General features: G+C 46.5%; 27 protein-coding genes and 1 tRNA gene. 4 read left to right on the top strand and 24 right to left on the bottom strand.

The annotated features are described in order from the left end of the window. Nucleotides 1-30 precede the first annotated feature (30 nt). The 22 genes from OGM16_12275 to OGM16_12170 form a co-directional block, all read right to left on the bottom strand. Nucleotides 31-99, bottom strand: a tRNA-OTHER gene (locus OGM16_12275). 128 nt (nucleotides 100-227) lie between these two features. Next, nucleotides 228-653 (bottom strand): RNA polymerase subunit sigma-70, encoded by a 426-nt coding sequence (locus tag OGM16_12270; protein ID UYJ45591.1) that lies wholly within the window; start codon nucleotides 651-653, stop codon nucleotides 228-230. Between the two features lie 116 nt (nucleotides 654-769). Next, complete coding sequence (locus OGM16_12265) at nucleotides 770-1,036, bottom strand: hypothetical protein (GenBank protein UYJ45590.1); 267 nt, start codon at nucleotides 1,034-1,036, stop codon at nucleotides 770-772. Continuing rightward, nucleotides 1,029-1,214 (bottom strand): hypothetical protein, encoded by a 186-nt coding sequence (locus tag OGM16_12260; GenBank protein UYJ45589.1) that lies wholly within the window; start codon nucleotides 1,212-1,214, stop codon nucleotides 1,029-1,031. The genes OGM16_12265 and OGM16_12260 overlap by 8 nt, the downstream gene beginning before the upstream one ends. Before the next feature lie 68 nt (nucleotides 1,215-1,282). After that, nucleotides 1,283-1,423 (bottom strand): hypothetical protein, encoded by a 141-nt coding sequence (locus OGM16_12255; protein UYJ45588.1) that lies wholly within the window; start codon nucleotides 1,421-1,423, stop codon nucleotides 1,283-1,285. A gap of 25 nt (nucleotides 1,424-1,448) precedes the next feature. Continuing rightward, the gene (locus OGM16_12250; protein ID UYJ45587.1) at nucleotides 1,449-1,709 is read right to left on the bottom strand and encodes a hypothetical protein; all 261 of its coding nucleotides are present in this window, start codon (nucleotides 1,707-1,709) and stop codon (nucleotides 1,449-1,451) included. Between the two features lie 91 nt (nucleotides 1,710-1,800). Beyond that, nucleotides 1,801-2,109 (bottom strand): hypothetical protein, encoded by a 309-nt coding sequence (locus tag OGM16_12245; protein UYJ45586.1) that lies wholly within the window; start codon nucleotides 2,107-2,109, stop codon nucleotides 1,801-1,803. Further along, nucleotides 2,106-2,885 carry a hypothetical protein gene (locus OGM16_12240; GenBank protein ID UYJ45585.1) on the bottom strand — a complete coding sequence of 260 codons (780 nt, stop codon included), beginning with the start codon at nucleotides 2,883-2,885 and terminating at the stop codon, nucleotides 2,106-2,108. Before OGM16_12240 ends, OGM16_12245 begins: the two co-directional genes overlap by 4 nt. A 4-nt stretch (nucleotides 2,886-2,889) precedes the next feature. After that, entirely contained in the window at nucleotides 2,890-3,435 is a 546-nt protein-coding gene (locus OGM16_12235) for a LemA family protein (protein UYJ45584.1), read from the bottom strand. 25 nt (nucleotides 3,436-3,460) lie between these two features. Next, a complete protein-coding gene (locus tag OGM16_12230) occupies nucleotides 3,461-3,688 on the bottom strand; it encodes a hypothetical protein (GenBank protein ID UYJ45583.1) in 228 nt (75 codons plus the stop codon). A gap of 12 nt (nucleotides 3,689-3,700) precedes the next feature. Next, a complete protein-coding gene (locus OGM16_12225) occupies nucleotides 3,701-3,907 on the bottom strand; it encodes a hypothetical protein (protein ID UYJ45582.1) in 207 nt (68 codons plus the stop codon). 21 nt (nucleotides 3,908-3,928) lie between these two features. Next, nucleotides 3,929-4,330, bottom strand: coding sequence for a DUF551 domain-containing protein (locus tag OGM16_12220; GenBank protein ID UYJ45581.1), 402 nt, complete (start codon nucleotides 4,328-4,330; stop codon nucleotides 3,929-3,931). Further along, nucleotides 4,305-4,469 (bottom strand): hypothetical protein, encoded by a 165-nt coding sequence (locus tag OGM16_12215; GenBank protein ID UYJ45580.1) that lies wholly within the window; start codon nucleotides 4,467-4,469, stop codon nucleotides 4,305-4,307. The genes OGM16_12220 and OGM16_12215 overlap by 26 nt, the downstream gene beginning before the upstream one ends. Next, nucleotides 4,466-4,711, bottom strand: coding sequence for a hypothetical protein (locus OGM16_12210; GenBank protein ID UYJ45579.1), 246 nt, complete (start codon nucleotides 4,709-4,711; stop codon nucleotides 4,466-4,468). Before OGM16_12210 ends, OGM16_12215 begins: the two co-directional genes overlap by 4 nt. Continuing rightward, complete coding sequence (locus OGM16_12205) at nucleotides 4,708-5,082, bottom strand: RusA family crossover junction endodeoxyribonuclease (protein UYJ48454.1); 375 nt, start codon at nucleotides 5,080-5,082, stop codon at nucleotides 4,708-4,710. Before OGM16_12205 ends, OGM16_12210 begins: the two co-directional genes overlap by 4 nt. 439 nt (nucleotides 5,083-5,521) lie before the next feature. Next, complete coding sequence (locus OGM16_12200; protein ID UYJ45578.1) at nucleotides 5,522-7,750, bottom strand: AAA family ATPase; 2,229 nt, start codon at nucleotides 7,748-7,750, stop codon at nucleotides 5,522-5,524. A 14-nt stretch (nucleotides 7,751-7,764) separates the two neighbouring features. Beyond that, nucleotides 7,765-9,354, bottom strand: coding sequence for a DEAD/DEAH box helicase family protein (locus OGM16_12195; GenBank protein ID UYJ45577.1), 1,590 nt, complete (start codon nucleotides 9,352-9,354; stop codon nucleotides 7,765-7,767). Further along, nucleotides 9,355-9,798: a DUF669 domain-containing protein gene (locus OGM16_12190; protein UYJ45576.1), complete on the bottom strand. Its 444-nt coding sequence runs from the start codon at nucleotides 9,796-9,798 to the stop codon at nucleotides 9,355-9,357. Between the two features lie 17 nt (nucleotides 9,799-9,815). After that, on the bottom strand, nucleotides 9,816-10,985 hold the full coding sequence (locus OGM16_12185; protein ID UYJ45575.1) for an ATP-binding protein: 1,170 nt from the start codon (nucleotides 10,983-10,985) through the stop codon (nucleotides 9,816-9,818). After that, nucleotides 10,986-12,251 (bottom strand): AAA family ATPase, encoded by a 1,266-nt coding sequence (locus OGM16_12180; protein UYJ45574.1) that lies wholly within the window; start codon nucleotides 12,249-12,251, stop codon nucleotides 10,986-10,988. It abuts the gene before it with no gap. A gap of 180 nt (nucleotides 12,252-12,431) precedes the next feature. Next, nucleotides 12,432-12,617, bottom strand: a complete 186-nt coding sequence (locus OGM16_12175) for a hypothetical protein (GenBank protein UYJ45573.1) — start codon at nucleotides 12,615-12,617, stop codon at nucleotides 12,432-12,434. Between the two features lie 23 nt (nucleotides 12,618-12,640). After that, complete coding sequence (locus tag OGM16_12170; GenBank protein ID UYJ45572.1) at nucleotides 12,641-12,847, bottom strand: hypothetical protein; 207 nt, start codon at nucleotides 12,845-12,847, stop codon at nucleotides 12,641-12,643. Between the two features lie 137 nt (nucleotides 12,848-12,984). Between OGM16_12170 and OGM16_12165 the strand changes: the two genes are divergently transcribed. Then, a complete protein-coding gene (locus OGM16_12165) occupies nucleotides 12,985-13,350 on the top strand; it encodes a hypothetical protein (GenBank protein UYJ45571.1) in 366 nt (121 codons plus the stop codon). On the opposite strand, the gene OGM16_12160 is transcribed toward OGM16_12165, so the two are convergent. Together OGM16_12160 and OGM16_12155 are read right to left on the bottom strand one after the other, a co-directional pair. Next, nucleotides 13,325-13,666 carry a hypothetical protein gene (locus OGM16_12160; protein UYJ45570.1) on the bottom strand — a complete coding sequence of 114 codons (342 nt, stop codon included), beginning with the start codon at nucleotides 13,664-13,666 and terminating at the stop codon, nucleotides 13,325-13,327. The two genes, OGM16_12165 and OGM16_12160, sit on opposite strands and share 26 nt — an antisense overlap. An 80-nt stretch (nucleotides 13,667-13,746) precedes the next feature. Beyond that, the gene (locus tag OGM16_12155) at nucleotides 13,747-13,941 is read right to left on the bottom strand and encodes an XRE family transcriptional regulator (protein ID UYJ45569.1); all 195 of its coding nucleotides are present in this window, start codon (nucleotides 13,939-13,941) and stop codon (nucleotides 13,747-13,749) included. A gap of 246 nt (nucleotides 13,942-14,187) precedes the next feature. Between OGM16_12155 and OGM16_12150 the strand changes: the two genes are divergently transcribed. From OGM16_12150 to OGM16_12140, 3 genes are read left to right on the top strand one after another with little or no spacing between them, the layout of a single operon-like run. Beyond that, on the top strand, nucleotides 14,188-14,610 hold the full coding sequence (locus OGM16_12150; protein UYJ45568.1) for a helix-turn-helix domain-containing protein: 423 nt from the start codon (nucleotides 14,188-14,190) through the stop codon (nucleotides 14,608-14,610). 11 nt (nucleotides 14,611-14,621) lie between these two features. Then, nucleotides 14,622-15,053, top strand: a complete 432-nt coding sequence (locus tag OGM16_12145; GenBank protein ID UYJ45567.1) for an ImmA/IrrE family metallo-endopeptidase — start codon at nucleotides 14,622-14,624, stop codon at nucleotides 15,051-15,053. A 42-nt stretch (nucleotides 15,054-15,095) separates the two neighbouring features. Beyond that, complete coding sequence (locus OGM16_12140) at nucleotides 15,096-15,722, top strand: DUF5067 domain-containing protein (protein ID UYJ45566.1); 627 nt, start codon at nucleotides 15,096-15,098, stop codon at nucleotides 15,720-15,722. The last annotated feature ends 1 nt before the right edge of the window (nucleotide 15,723 follow it).

Genomic DNA, 15,723 nt, shown 5'->3' with positions numbered 1-15,723 from the left:
AAAAGGAAATACTGATAGCAGCAAAAATCATCGGAACGGAAGGACTCGAACCTTCGCTTAGGACACAAGCCATTGCTCTCCCAACTGAGCTACGTTCCAGGGGGGAGGCAACAAGCTTTCGCCTGCTGCCTGGTGGGGTTTAACGTAAGCCGCCGGCCGTATGCCTTTGGCTTCATGGTACACTATAACATTTTGAAAACGAACAGTGCAAACAATACGAACAAATTTTATTTTTCTTCCATAAATCTGATGTATTCCATTCTCACACCGTCTGCTGTAGCTTTTCTCCCCATTCTCACCGCTACTTCACTCCAGGTAAGCTCTTCAAAGATCTTATACCTGATAATGCGCTGCATTCTCTGCGGAATCGTATTCAACCACGCTTCCACATCATGCTTGATCCGTTCCGCAGTCTGCAACCGTTCTTTCAGGATCTCTTCCATCCGGTCCAGCTCATCTGGATCCTTTACTACAGGATATGCCAGACCTTCGATATGAAACGTCTGCGGTGTGTAAGGGAACTCATGCGAAGACCCTTTCACTGCATCCTGCTCAATCCTCTTCCTGGCTTTCTTAAACTTCAAGATCTCCTTTTTTGTATCTTCCACCTGGGCGCATGCATCTATGTACTGCACCAGAATCTGCTTGTCCAACGGTATCACCTCATTCCTGCTCTTGGTTTGTATGTACGTTCTCCCAGAAGATATTCCTCTTCCTTCCTCTGTTGACCTAGAAGCTGCCGTAACCGGTTTAAGGTATCCCTGTTCTTCTAATCCTCGAAAAACTTCACCAGCTTCTCGTTCATCTTTGCCATATCTTTATTAATTCGCCTGGCTCTCCTACTCTGTTGAAGCCTTGTCGCAACCCGGTTACGCTCGTTCCGGTCCTTGGCAAATTCCATTTCATGAAGGAAGTCCTGAAGACGTTTTTCCTCCTCAGCGACCTTATCACAAGCATACTTGTATTCCAACACACATTCATCATAGTAGCTTAGAAACTCTTCCAGGGCCTGTGCCGGTGTCTTTCTCTTACTCATCTGGTACCCTCCTGAATTTTGGATCTGGGCAGAGGCTTGTCCCGGCATAGGCTGGCATCCTGGCTGACCAGGTTGTAGGCTTCGGTCCATTGATTATATCCTTATCAGCTGCGGCTATGGCACTGCGCCTTTGTAACTGGTTTGCTTTCCTCTGGGCATCTGACTTTACTAATCCCATTGTATTCTCTCCCTTCTTACGCATGGCAGCTATCACATACTCCACGTTGGGATTTACTCGTTTCCACATTACGCGGCTTTGCCGGTATGTTTCCGGTCTTTTCTTTCCAAGTACAGCTTTACCAGCGTGTAGATCTGGCGAAGGAACAGGCTGTCTTCTGTATGGCTTATGTTCTGGATGATATACTGCTTTACATGTTTGTTATTCATAGACTATCTCCTTTAAATTTCAGTTTTACTGACTACCACATGTAGTATTTTTCCATTTCTCATAACATTTTTTACATCCGTAGGCAGGGAATTGTGCTATTTCTCCACTTTCAATATCTGTTTCAAAAAAATCGGTATCCTGTTCATAATTACCGCAAAGTGATTTTCCTCCTACAAAACAATGAAACTTTGCAAGAGGATGTACCCAGTTTGGCTTACCCACTAAAACTCTTTCTCTAACTGGCAATTGCCATACAGGCATCATACTACCCATAGTATTTTTCATAAATCTTTCCTCCCCTGATAGTTCCGAAAATCTTAATTCACGCAGTTTTTACAATCTAGTTCCATACGCCACCTCCTCGCACAATCTTAATTTACCTTCCTTGTGTTTCCACAACATTTAATATTTTTTCAACTGCCTTTTCCCAAAATTCCCGGGCAAAATCTTCAACTGTACAAACAACATCTTCGTCTAAATCTATAACGGTCGCATCATCGCATTGGCAGCTATGACAACCATTTTCTTGCAGAACTTCATCCGCTATTTCTCGGACAGTTTCTGCTGTTCCGCTGAATTCGCACCCCAACGAACAAAACTCTCTTAGTTCTTCCATATCCTTTTTTGATAATTTTGCCACTATTATTTCTCCCTCCAAATTCTTATTTATTACAACAAATATCATTCGTCCTCCAGCCATCTGTTATCCAAATAGCAGAATCCGTATACCGCCGCCCCTATAACAATAATCCACACTATCCAGAATCCAACTATCATCGCCGTACTACTGCTTACCATATAATCCACTGCACCGTCTATTGTGTCTGCCTGAATAAATGAGCTGCCATTGCTTATCGTGTTGTCTTTCAGTTCCGTATAAATAACACCATCGTAGGCGGTGTCTATGACATAATATTTATATCGCATACGGCTTGATTTCTTCTGTGTGTCGAGATGATAGTCTCCCGGCATGGATATTGTGCCGTATGGAAACTCTACGCCAAGAAATGATACCTTTTCACTGTGTTTTTCCCAACTATCGTAATAATCCCATGAATAGTAGACCTCTGTTGTGTAATATGTGTGGGATTTTCCGTTTACCGTGGTCGTATGCGCTACCTGTCTGGTGTGTCGGTTGTAATGTTCCTCCTGGACTTTGATATAGGCATACTCGCCCTCAATATCAGAGTCAGTAACCGGATCCACAACAGATATAGTTCCTTTCACAAACGCATTTCCGACATTGGTTCTCATGCCATATTGGAACTGTTCTGCATCATTATCGATCTTAATTGCCTGATAGTATTCCTCATTTTTGTTGTCACATGAGGAAGAAATCTTTTCACTAATGAAAAAACCACTCGTAAGCATGATAAGGATAATGACGATACTAAACATGAGTTCTCGAACCGTCAAATCCCAACCACTGCCGGAGTAGATTATCGTGCTCACTTTTCTCATAGGCTTATTCTCCAAACAGATTGCTTACCGATTGCCTGTCCTCTGCACTGTATTCCAGATATGAATAATTGATAACCTCATATCCCATCATACCTAAAATCTGTTTATGAGGGAATTTACGCACATATTTCTTGTATGCCCGGACTTCATTGTTGTAAGACTGTCTGTACTGTGCAATCAGATTTTCAGTCGTAGACAATTCATTCATAAGCTCTTTGTAATTTTCATTCGATTTCAGTTCCGGGTACTGTTCTGCAACCGCAGCAATGGAAGTTGTGACATTCTCAATATCCACGCCGCCATTATTCCTTGCATCAACAACTGCCAGAAGTGTATCCGCTTCGTGTTTGTCGTATTCTTTCACACAGTCTACCAGATTATAAACTAGGTCTGTTCTGCGTTTCTCCTGCGTCTGCACATCAGAATCTGCCGTAAGAACCTGTTCCTCTAATGAGATGGCTCTGTTGTTTGTGGTCACGAAAATTCCTGTAATCAGTACTACAAATGCGACTACAATTCCGGCAATAATCCATGTTCCTTTATTCTTCATTGATCTTCTCCTCCATTTTCTTAATTTATCCAATCCATTCTCCATTACTGTTATATTGCCAGCATTGCCCAGAAGCGTATTCAATCCACAGATTGCCACCAATTCCCCACCATGCTTTTACCGGCTCTCCAGCTGTCCAGATATCGGATGCCTCTTTATGTAGCTGGTAAAACAGACTTGTCAAATGTTCCATTCTTTCTTTTTCAGCCTTAAATTCAGCAATGGTTGCTGTTCCTTTAATTACCGCATGCATGCTGCAGCCTCCTTACTCAACTTTCTCAAACCGCCCCATGTAATGGCCTTTCCAGTCAGTGCTTACATCTGGCTTTTCTTCCACCTCTGCCCCGTATGGCTCAGGAAGTGGCAACCAGGCAAGCACTTCTGTCAATGGATAGCTCAAATCTTCCTGACTGCAGTCATCTGCTACGCTTGTCCATAAGCACTCATCATCCGATTCAAGATCTGAATACACCCATGTATTGTCCTTTTTTAGCTAGCCCATGGTGACATAGTTTTGTTCCGGGTGTTCTTCTTTTTCCTCGTCCGGAACACTTTTATCACCAAAATCACTGATCCACCGATGTCTCTTTACTACTACCTGTACCCATTTATCTTCTTCCGGAAGTCTCTCTTCCACCGGGATCCATCTGTGCTTCTTCTCTTCTGCATTCAGCTTTTGCACCAGTTTTACAGCTTCATTCTGTGTAAAGTCATTCAGACGTTCTACAGCATCCGGGTGTACGCCTGTATCTTCATATGCCATCAGCTTAAATAAAGCACCATACAGTTTCTCTGCCACATTTTTAGAAAGCACCTGGCCTGCTCTAAGCTGTTCCCACTTGACACCCTTCAGGCACCAGTTACCCAGATCATCCTTTTCTGTTAATCTTTTCATTTTCTTTCCCTTTTCTCACACACTCTCTATGCATGTGCAATACCGTCCCTCTCTTTGTCCTGATCCACTCTGCATCCCCATTGATCACCTTCTGGCAGATGCAGCAGACCGGTACAGATATCTTTTTGCTGTTATTCATTTTTCCCCTTTCCTGCTCCTGGCTTCCAGCTGATCCAAAAGATCCTGTATCTGGTGGACTATCAGCGGACAGGAATGATATCGTTCCATCAGGAACCGGGCCTGCTTTACGATCTCATCCCATTCCTCTGACTGCCAGGATGGTACTGCTTTGCTGTAGCGCTTCCAGAAGCCATTGTATACGTCATAATAAATCCCTTTGACCTGCTGGTCTGAAAGGATCACCACATCATCCAGTGTCATATCTCCTCTATCCTCACATAGATCCCTGGGATCTCTGCCCAGAACTTCTCTGCCATCTCTGCAGCTACCAGGGCATCATCTTTCCAAAAGCCGCAAGCTGTCATGCAGTCTTTTAAAAGCTTCTGGAGATTGTCTGTATCTGGCTTTGTGATCCGGTATTCACCGTCTGCATGTTTCCCCTTAGGGAAGCACCATTTGACCATCAAACGTATTCCCTGATCAAATGGCTGCTCCGGTCTGTGTCCGGCCAGATGCCCCATCAGTTTCTGCCTGGCAGCTTTCAGATCTGCCGGTTCGTAAAAAACAGGCTTGCCTTTTACCACATGTACCTGCTTCTCCTGGTGTGTCACTGTCGGTGGCACCATTGCCATAAAAAATGCTACCCCCTGTGTTCTCCACTTCTCACATGTATCATCCAAGCATCTAAATTCTGCTCTGTGATTGCTTTCACCATTGCTGCATATTCCTTCCCGTTCATCGTACCACTCACATGTGCTGCAATATTTTTTTCGTTCCATATTACTTTACCTCTTTAAAGTTTGAAATTGCAGTTTTGTTTTTCGTTCTGGCCTTGTCATCGGGGAAGGGGAAGGGAACGGGCGGGCTCTGCTTTCAGCCCGTCCATTCCTACCCCCGTGACCACGCGATTGCGGGGAAAATATTTACCCTTTAGGGTACAGTCTTCCCCGCACTTTCCCCGGGGAGGGAAAGACTGTATTTTCAGTCTTCCCCGCACTCGCACCTCATTGCGGGGATGTCTTATTTTTATGTCTTCCCCGCAAAATCCTTCTGACGGGAAAGACTTGATTTTTAGTCTTCCCCGCACTCCGCTTCTTTGTGGATCACACCATCTCGGATGCTGTATCCACCATGTTCATTCACCCTGTCACGGGCTGTTCGCTCCGATACACCCAAAAATTCTGCTACTTCTTTCAACGTGGGGGCATCACCGAAACTGCCATTTTCAACTGCTTCTTCCAATGCTTTTCTTCGTTCTGTCTTCCGATCAGCGGCGCTTTTTTTATTTTTTTCTGCTCCTTTTTTCCACGGTGGTTTCTCCGTCTCTGGCTGGATATCACTCAAGATCCCTACCTGATCAATGGTATGGACCGGATAATTGAACCACGCATTGACTGCCGGAAACTTCGGGAACTCTCTTAAAGTGCCTTCAATACGCCACGCTGTAACACTCCTGGCCCTTATCCTGGCTGCTTCCACCATCTTCTGAAGGTTTGCCCACTGCCACACATCCAGCTTGTTTTCGCAGTAATTGAGCATCTGGTAACTGCTGCAAAGATCATCCTGGGACAGGTCATCTTCCCATTTAAAATGGGAGTCCAGATACTGTTTGCACGCTTCACATACAGCTTTATTCTCTTCCTGTTTCAGAGCCTCTTCGGACAGTTCCAGCTCGATCATATCCAGCATTGCATCTGGATCGCGGGCAAATACACCGGAACCGGAAGCACGGTCCATGGACTTCTTGCTGCCCTGGCTGCCTTTTGAATGGTGATGGCAGTAGATCACGGCCACGCCCAGCTCCGTGCAGACCTTATCGAACTGATTACAGAAATTGGACATCTGGTCTGCACTGTTCTCATCACCTGTGATGACCTTGTAGATCGGATCGATGATGATGGCAATGTAATTCTTCTTGGAAGCCCTGCGGATGAGCATGGGCGCCAGTTTATCCATGGGCCGGGACTTGCCTCTTAAATTCCATATATCAATGTTATCCAGGTGTTCCGGACGGATCCCCATCGCCTGGTAAACATCCCTGAAACGGTGCAGGCAGCTTGCCCTGTCCAGTTCCAGGTTCACATACATCACACGCCCCTGTGAGCACTGCCAGGACAGCCATTTACGGCCTTCTGCAATGGCAATGCACATTTCTATCTGTAAAAAGGATTTACCCGCCTTAGAGGGCCCTGCGATCAGCATCTTATGTCCCTGGCGCAGCACCCCTTCGATCAGACACGGGGCCAGTTCCGGCAGGCTGTCCCATACATCTTCCAGGCTCTCCGGATCCGGCAGGTCATCATTGACTGACTCGATCCATTCCTTCCATTCAGCCCAGCTTTCCTTTCCGATGTTGGTGTCGATCAGGAACTGCTTATTCTCTCCACGCAGCACACCTGGCATACGGGACAGTCTGGACGGGTTCCGGTTCTGCTGGTCGATCTCCAGGCCGTTCTTGCGGCAGATATCATAGAGATAGTCCACACGCTTGCGGTATTCCCCATAGTCTGCGGCATCTACTTTTACAATGGCATGGAGGCTCTTCTTTCCGGAATGGACCAGGCATGCCACAGGAAGTTCCAGTTCCCGGATCAGCGCATGCTGCTTGTCGATCTCCATGCTGTCTGACTCTACCAGGGCATAACGGAAGTCTGTCACGTTGTCGTTCCTTACTCCCTTTCCATCCAGCGGGTTAAAACGGATCCAGGCACCAGCCTGAGGATCATAATCCCCCAGGACACTGCCGATATCACCGCCACAGGCAGAAAGTGCTTCTATCAGCTGTCCTGCAGTGCGGTCAAAGGATCCCTTATCTGCAGGGAGCCATTTATCATCCTTCTGCCAGCTCTTTACCACATAGCCTACATTCTCCCCTGCTTCAAACAGGGTCTCCAGATACCGGATCAGTTCCTTGGCCGGGTCAAAACGGGCCGGTTCCCGTACCTCTTTTCCCTCCACCCAGTTCCTGTCAATGAACACGCCTTCCTCACTGGAAATGGTATCTTCCCAGCCCAGGGCATGCCCCGGATCATAGGGCGGCGTCCACCCCTGTTCCCTGGCATACTGGACGATCGTCCCACCGGTCACGGGGGATCCGTTTCCCTTAAATCCCTTCCATTTTTTCTGGCATTCCCCAGGATGATACCTGCCGGGATCTCTCCGGCTCCAGTTGTCCCACACATCCACGCTGTATCCTTCCAGGTCCAGGGCCATGCCGATATTCAGCCACTGCTGGTAATCCAGTTCAGCCGGCTCTATATGATCTAAGACCTCCAACAGGTCATACTGGCTTCTTTCCATTTCCTGCTTACTCCTTAATTTTCAGGTACATAATTTCTTGGGTCCACACCTCTTGGGGCTCCTCTCCAGCCGCACGCAGCGATCCGGTCGATCATGTTCTTTCCTGCCTCAAACGTCCATGTCCCTACATGCTGGAAACCATATTTTTCCAGGCACCGGATCTGTTTCGGTGTGGTAAGCCCTTCCTCCTGCCGTTTATGCAGGCGGTCCAGGATCAGGTTTGCCTTTCCTGCATTGTCTATCTCATCCGGAAGGATCCCTCTCTTTTCCAGCTCCTGTTTCTGTTTATCAGAAGGCGGTGCCATCTCCCAGCCAAAAGCCGGGACATAACCGGACAGGTCTTCCGCCTGTATGCTCATCTCAAACTGTAATGGATCCACCAGTTTCTTCTTTCTGGTACGCATCTCCTGGAGCTGTTTTGCCAGGGATTCTTCCCTTTCTGCGATCACATCTTCCGATGCTTTTCTCTCAGCCTCTTCCAGATCCATAGGGCATCCGGCTGTTCCTTCCAGGTTCTCCGTCATCTTTCGGGCTACTTCCTTCTTCTCACAGATCAGGTCCGCCGGATGGCAGAGTTCATGGCGTTCTGTATGCCAGAGGAAATCCAAGAGCAATAGATGGCTCTTTCCTTCACACAGTCTGGTCCCGCGTCCTACCATCTGGCTGTAAAGACTGCGCACCTTTGTTGGACGCAGCACGATCACACAATCAACGGACGGGCAGTCCCAGCCTTCCGTCAGCAGCATGGAATTGCACAGGACGTTGTATTCTCCTTTATCAAAGGCTTCCAGGACTTCTGCGCGGTCTTTGCTCTCACCATTGACTTCCGCAGCTTTAAACCCCTTTTCATTCAGGATCTCTTTGAACTTCTGGCTGGTCTTTACCAGTGGAAGGAACACGATCGTCTTTCGGTCCCTGCAGTATTTCATCATCTCGTCCGCGATCTGGTGCAGATACGGATCCAGGGCTGTCGCAATGTCACCGGCTTTAAAATCACCGGATTGGATGGATACCCCGGACAGATCCAGCTGCAGCGGGATCGTCATGGCCTTGATCGGGGATAGATAACCCTCCCTGATCGCTTTCGGAAGGGTATATTCATAAGCCAGGCTCTCAAAAAATTCTCCCAGGTTACGCATATCGCCACGGTCAGGCGTTGCAGTCACTCCCAGTACTTTTGCAGACGGGAAATGCTGCAGCACCTTCTGGTATCCGTCTGATATGCAGTGATGGGCCTCATCAATGATGATCACATTGAAATAATCCTCTGAAAACTGGGACAGGCGTTTTTCACGCTGCATGGACTGTACAGAGCCTACTGTGATCCGGAACCAGCTCCCCAGACAGGTCTGCTCTGCTTTTTCTGTCGCACATCCCAGGTTCGTGCTCTTCTTGATCTTATCCGCAGCCTGTTCCAGGAGCTCGCCCCGGTGCGCCAGGATCAGTACCCTGTATCCTTGACGCACACAGTCTTCTGCGACTTTTGCAAACACGATAGTCTTTCCGCAGCCGGTCGGCAGTACCAAAAGTGTCTTCAATGTACCCTTATCCCACTGCTCAAATACGGCTGCTTTCGCTTCTGCCTGATACGGTCTCAATTCCATTTAGAACACACCCGCCTTAAACTGCTTTGGTTCATACTCCAGATAACGGCTGACACGGTTATTCCTGCGCTTATTGCCGTTCTTGTCCACATATTCATTGATCATGACTTCCACCTTGCCGGTAGAGCATGGCACTTCATTCCAGTTAGGCCGCAGTGCTTCCCCTTTCTTCTTCTGTCCAATGCATAAGAAGAACTGGCTCAGTCTCCACTCTGCCTTTGAGTTCAGGTACAGGCTGTCAAATACATGGTGTTCCTTGCCGTCCTTATCCTTGATCAGAAGGTCCAGGTTCGCCACGTTACAGGGTGCCATCTTCTCGCTTCCTCCGAAATGGGCGCGTTCCATGGATGCCACTGTAAATTCATAAGTCCCTTCCGGAAGGGGCTCAGTCCCTTCATTCTCGATTGCATCATCCCAGCCGATCTCTTTTCCTAAATCTGCCATTTCTTTCATCCTCCCGATTAATTAAATACTAAAGAATCCTTTTCTTTCATTTCCCTGATCGCCGCATACACCTGGTCCCAGGCACCTACCAGAACGCCGTCCACAAAGCCCGGATTGACCTCTTCATACATGTAAAGGGGCGTATCCACCGGTACATATCCCTTGGCTTCACATACGTTCTGTATATCCCATTCGCACACATCATTGGCGATCATCAGGTCCCGCAGTCTCTTTGGGAGACGTGGATCCAGTGCCGATCTTCCATCCGGCTTTACATCCCCTTTGCTGCCCTCCACAGGCGCAATGCCTTTCTTTTCTTCTGCAGGTTTTTCATTGCCCTTGTTACTACTGGCTGTCTCCGGATGTTTTACCGTTTCTACCGGTCTGACAGGTGGTGCTGGCTGTGTCTCCTGTATAGGACCTGGCTGTTTTACCTCCTGCCTCTCCTCTGCCCGGGCTGCTCCCGGTTCCAGGATCTGCCGGATGCTCTCATATGTAAAAGGCACTTCATCCGGAAGGCTGTAGCGGTTCTTTGCGTCCCAGCAGCTGTGGTGGGTGGTATACATGACACGTTTTCCACCCTGGGCTTTATTCTTTCCCTTCTGGACTCCCTGGCCGTCCACGTTCACCACCATGGTCTTATAATTTGCAAACAGTACCATATCCGCCCACTCTTTTACCATGGGCGCTACGCCTTTACTCAGCTTCATCTCCCAGCGGTCATAGGCTCCCAGCTCATCCGGCTGTTCAAACTTCCGCATCTTTGCATGGGCTGTAAGGACCACGTTTACCCCCACCTTGATCACTTCTGTGAGCAGGTTTAAAAGACGCCCAAATTCTTCCTGGACATAGGTATACCCTTTTCCATATCCAAACTCCTCAATGCTGCTCTTGTGGTTCTTATCACATATCTGGGAAATGCAGAGCATCTCAGCCCAGTCCGCCGTATCAATGACCAGGGTCTTGCAGATATCCGGATGGTTCTTTACATACATGACCTGCTCCATGAGCATCATCCAGCTGCTTGGCTCTTTGGTACGCGCGATATCCATATCCCTGGTGGAACCTTCTGTATCAATGAACAGCGGATCCGGGAAGCAGGAAGCCAGTGTAGACTTCCCGATCCCTTCCGGACCGTAGATCACGGTCTTCTTTGCTCCCGGCTGTTTTCCTCTGATGATCTCCATTTAAAAAACACCTGCTTTCCATTCTTTCTTTTCTTCGGTATGGGGCTGTCCTGCCACATACCCGTCTTCGATGATAATGCTGCACTCGTCCCCCGTAGATACCCTGGTAGCGATCGCCTGGAGACCTTCTGCCTCCAGCCACTTTCCAAACTCCTGCAGGGTATGCAGGTCCATCTGTTCCAGTTTGTCCATGAGCACAAAGCCACAGTTCGGATTTAACCGGCGTACGATCGCGGTAGATACCTTAAGCTGTTCGGATCCGGACATGTCGTCCCATTTCTGACCATTGTAGACCAGTTCCCCATCCTCAACCGTCAGTCCTGGAAGCGGCAGATCTGCTTTCTTTAACAGTTCCAGCTTTTTATCCCGTACCTCCTGGATCTTTCCGGTCAGTGCATTGTACTGTTCCCGGTATCCTTTGGCATCTTCTTCTGCCTTGTCTTTATCCAGGTTGGCCCGTACTTTCCGGTTGGTCTCTTCCACTTCTGCAATGTTTCGTTCCAGTTCTGCGGTAGACTCATCCTGCAGGTTCTCACTGGTCGACCGGGCGATCTTAAGATCCGCTTCCAGCTCTGCCTGCTTCCTTAAAAGCTCCTGGATCTGATCCGTGACACGCTGCATCTCCTGCTCCAGCTGGTGGCGCCTTTCACGTTTTCTCTGGTTTTCCCCGTTCTGTGCCAGGATCTCCTGCTGTTTGCGGATCAGTTCCGCTGCTGAGACTGGGACTGTTGGGACATCCGGATAATAAGGCTGTTCTTTTGCATACTTCTCTTTCTGGTCTGCCGTGCGCCCCACATAGGTACGCTCACTATAAAGTTCCTTTTCTTCCTTTTCCAACTGGGCCAGCTGGTCTCCCACACCGATGATGTTTAACAGGATACCTGCCTTTTCCCTGTCAGAAGCCTCCATAAATTTCGGAAGATCCAGTGCCAGCTGTTCCACAAACTCATTCAAAAGCTGCTGCCCGGCCTTCTGTCCCTGTGGATCTGTTACCTTTAACGTGCTGTTCTTACCCTTGCGTTCCACTACCAGACCATTGCTCATGACTATATGAAGGTTTGGCGGGATCACGGAGCCTTCCCTCTGAGCCTTGGACGGACGGTATTTGTCCCCGCCTAAAGCCCAGGCGATCGCATCCAGGACAGAGGTCTTGCCCTGGTTATTGTTTCCACCAATGATCGTAAGCCCATTTGCTGTCGGTTCGATCTTTACTGCCTTTACACGCTTGACGTTCTCAATCTCAAGCTTGTTAATTTTCATTGCCATCTTGCATTTCTCCTTCTCCCTCCGTATAATGAGGGTGTACAATTTTTTTGTTACCGGACCTTCCGCAGTTGCCGCTGCCTGGGTCCTTTTTTATGTAGCCTCTGCATGCCTGTAAGTGGCTTCTCTCCATGCACCGGTTCTTCCTGATGCAGGTACCGCACTGGTCTTCCCGCACAGCCATCACAGCACCTGGACCGCAAGCGCAGCCCCAAGCATCATGAAGACTATCACCCACATGCCACCGGCTATAAATGTCTCCGTGATGCCTACCCAGTCCACAGTTTTCTTCTTTGGCCTGGTTGCCTGTACTGCTACATAGGAAAGCTCCATGTCTGTCTGACCGTCATAGTTCTTGATCTTTGCCATTACTTCTCTCTCCTTTCCAAGCTCTATTCATATCCTGGCACACTGGATCCGGTAATCTGCTTTAACTTCTCCGGATAGATCTTGTACCGCCAGGTCTTAGTCCCTGTCTTTTGGGGACTTAATACCATTCCCAGGTCCATACTTCCATTGCGCATGTACTTTCTTACGGCCGCTGCCGACAGCCCCAGGAACGGAGCTGCATCTTCTGGTGAAAGATATCGTTTTTCCATGTAAACACCTCCTACTCCAACAGCTTCTCAATGGGTAAATGAGAACCGTTAATATGCTTGTTTTCCTTATCTCCCTAGTGCTATACTTTTCTTACAGGCTCCCGCCAGAGCCAAGTACAGATAAGGGAGAAATTTTTATGTTTAAAAATATTTCCGCATTAGAAAAATCCATGCGGTCCATTCTAACCACATTGAATGAGTCTGGTTCTGTTCCATATATTGAAAATAATCAAGACCTGGCATATTCTCTTTTCTGCTGTTGTGAAAAAAAGTACATTTTAAATCTTGAATACGGTCAGAATGCCAACCGTGACTACATCTTTCAAGCAACCGGAAATGTTCGTGTTTCAAAAAAGGGCTTGGAATTTATAAAAGAAACTTCTTTCTCCCATTTGTTCTTACGTAACCTATTTTCTTTTTTACACGGGGCTTTCGGTTTTCTTTTAGGTATTGTCAGCGCGCTCATTATCGCATTCCTTACTCGTCACTTTGGACTGACATAACTCTTCTTTGTGGAATCGCCCCTGGGATGGTGGCTCCAAACTGGATACTCTCTCCTCCCTTTACCGACAATGTTTCTTTGGTAAAAGGCAACTGTAAGATTGCTTCATCGCCTTCTGCCGACAATGAGATGCTGATTTTTTCAGTTTCTGGAGCTACTGCCCGAATAAATTCTCCGATATTTTCTCTGGAAAATTTTATTTTTTCTTTCCCATCCAGGGTTTCGCCCAAGATTTTTTTAGCTTTTTCGAACCACTCCGACGTCAGAATAAACTCGTTTATTCTTACCATGTAGTTCTTTTTTCTGATTCGAATCATACTCCTATACTCTTTTTTCTTTCCCAGAAGCAATCGGATCAATATGTTCTCTAATATCTTCGTTTTCCTCGCCTCCTCTCTTATTCCAGCAGGTCCTCGATTGCAACACCTAAACGATCAGCTACTTTTTTCAAGTTCCTCACCGTCGGACTTACTGAATTCCACTTACACACGCTACCGATAGCTAATCCACAATCTTTCTCCAGTGCATTTATCGAAGTCCCAGATTTCTTTGCCTCACGGCAAACATTGTCGTAAATCAAAATCTCGCTCAACTTGTTCACCTCCTGTCCTATAAAAAGAGTTCTGAAAAAATCACTCAAATATGTTGACTTGCTTCTGAAAATATCCTATAATCAAATTGTCAAGTAAGTTTATCGAAAAATTCAGAGGCATTATTTATATCTCCGTATTTTGCGATTTTTTCAGAACCTTATGGTTACATTATACGCGATTTATTCAGAATGTCAACAGGAATTTTTGCGATTTTTTCAGAGATTAGAAAAGGACGCAAAATAGGCATGAAAGAACGAATTAAAGAATTATGCAAAAACAAAAAAATATCTATGAATATGCTCGAACAAGAATTAGGATTCGGGAAAGGCTATATAAGTAAGTTGGGGCAAAGCACGCCTAACGCGGCAAAAATCAAAAAAATAGCCGACTATTTTGATGTGACAGTTGATTATCTCATGACAGGGAAAGAAGATGCTACGCAAGAAAAAGCCCCAGAGCTTACCGCCCGGGACGAAAGAGATATTGCAAAAGACCTGAACAACATTATGGAAAAGCTTACATCTGGCGAATCTGGACCAGCCAGTTATGACGGTGAACCTCTGGATCCAGAGGCCGCCGCTCTTTTTAAAGATGAGCTGGAAATTGCCCTTCGCAGACTGAAGCTGATTAACAAGGAAAAATATACTCCCAAGAAGTACAAAAAGTAGGTGGGCATTATATGGAAGATTTAATGCGGGTCAAACGGCTCGTTGCGTACTGTACCAAAAAGTGCGGTACATCTGATCCTTTTGAAATTGCAGACCATCTGGGGATTCTTTACCAAATTGGAAACTGTGAACATGAAGGCTGCTACATGTTTTTAAAAAACCACAGATATATTTTTTTAAGTAATCGTCTGGACCGGACTGAGTTGAACTTAGTCATGGCCCATGAATTAGGCCATGCTCTTCTGGACCGAAAGGCCAACTGCTATTTTATCCGGAATAAAACGTTGCTCCTAGTCTCCAAATTAGAGCGCCGGGCCAATCTCTTTGCGGCTTATCTACTAATATCAGATGATATGCTACAAGATTATACCGGATACACTCAGGATCAATTCTGCCAGTGTACGGGATACCCTAAAGAACTTATTGAATTAAGGTTAAAATAGCCTATGGCATTTTAATAAAACAAAAGAAAAGAGGGAAAATGTATGAAAAAAGTAAAGTTATTTTTCGCTGTCGGTGTTGCATCTGCTGCCCTTTCTATGACCTCCTTTGCAGGAGAATGGAAACAGGATGCTTCTGGTTGGTGGTACCAAAATGATGATGGAAGTTATCCAACAAACACCTGGAAAGAAATAAATGGAAAACAATATTATTTTGATAATAACGGTTACATTTTAACCAACACCTCTACCCCTGATGGTCAGAAAGTCGATGCCAGTGGTGCACTGATAACCCCACTTTTTAGTTTTGATACAGATGATGCCAAAATTACTTATACCGGTTGGAAACTTGCATCTGATTATGATGGCTATAGTTGCGTTATACTGTATTATGATTTTACAAATAAAAAATCTGAATCCCAGAGCGCACTCTTAGCTGATTATTACATTACAGCATTTCAAAATGGTGTTGAATGTGATACCACATGGCTTTCATACGATAATCGTGACGAAGCATTAGACAACTATTCAAAAAAAGTTACTCAGGGAACTACTATAAAAGTTGGAAAAGCTTATCGAATAAAGGATAAAACACCTTTAACATTAGAAATTAAAGAACTTTTTAAATGGAATAATCCCAACGTTCAAACGGTTACATTAAACATTGGCTAAA

This window comes from Lachnospiraceae bacterium (assembly GCA_025758065.1).
Classification (GTDB): domain Bacteria; phylum Bacillota; class Clostridia; order Lachnospirales; family Lachnospiraceae; genus Enterocloster.
Note: the sequence above shows the minus strand (reverse complement) of the source record. Positions and strands in the feature narration are given on the sequence as shown.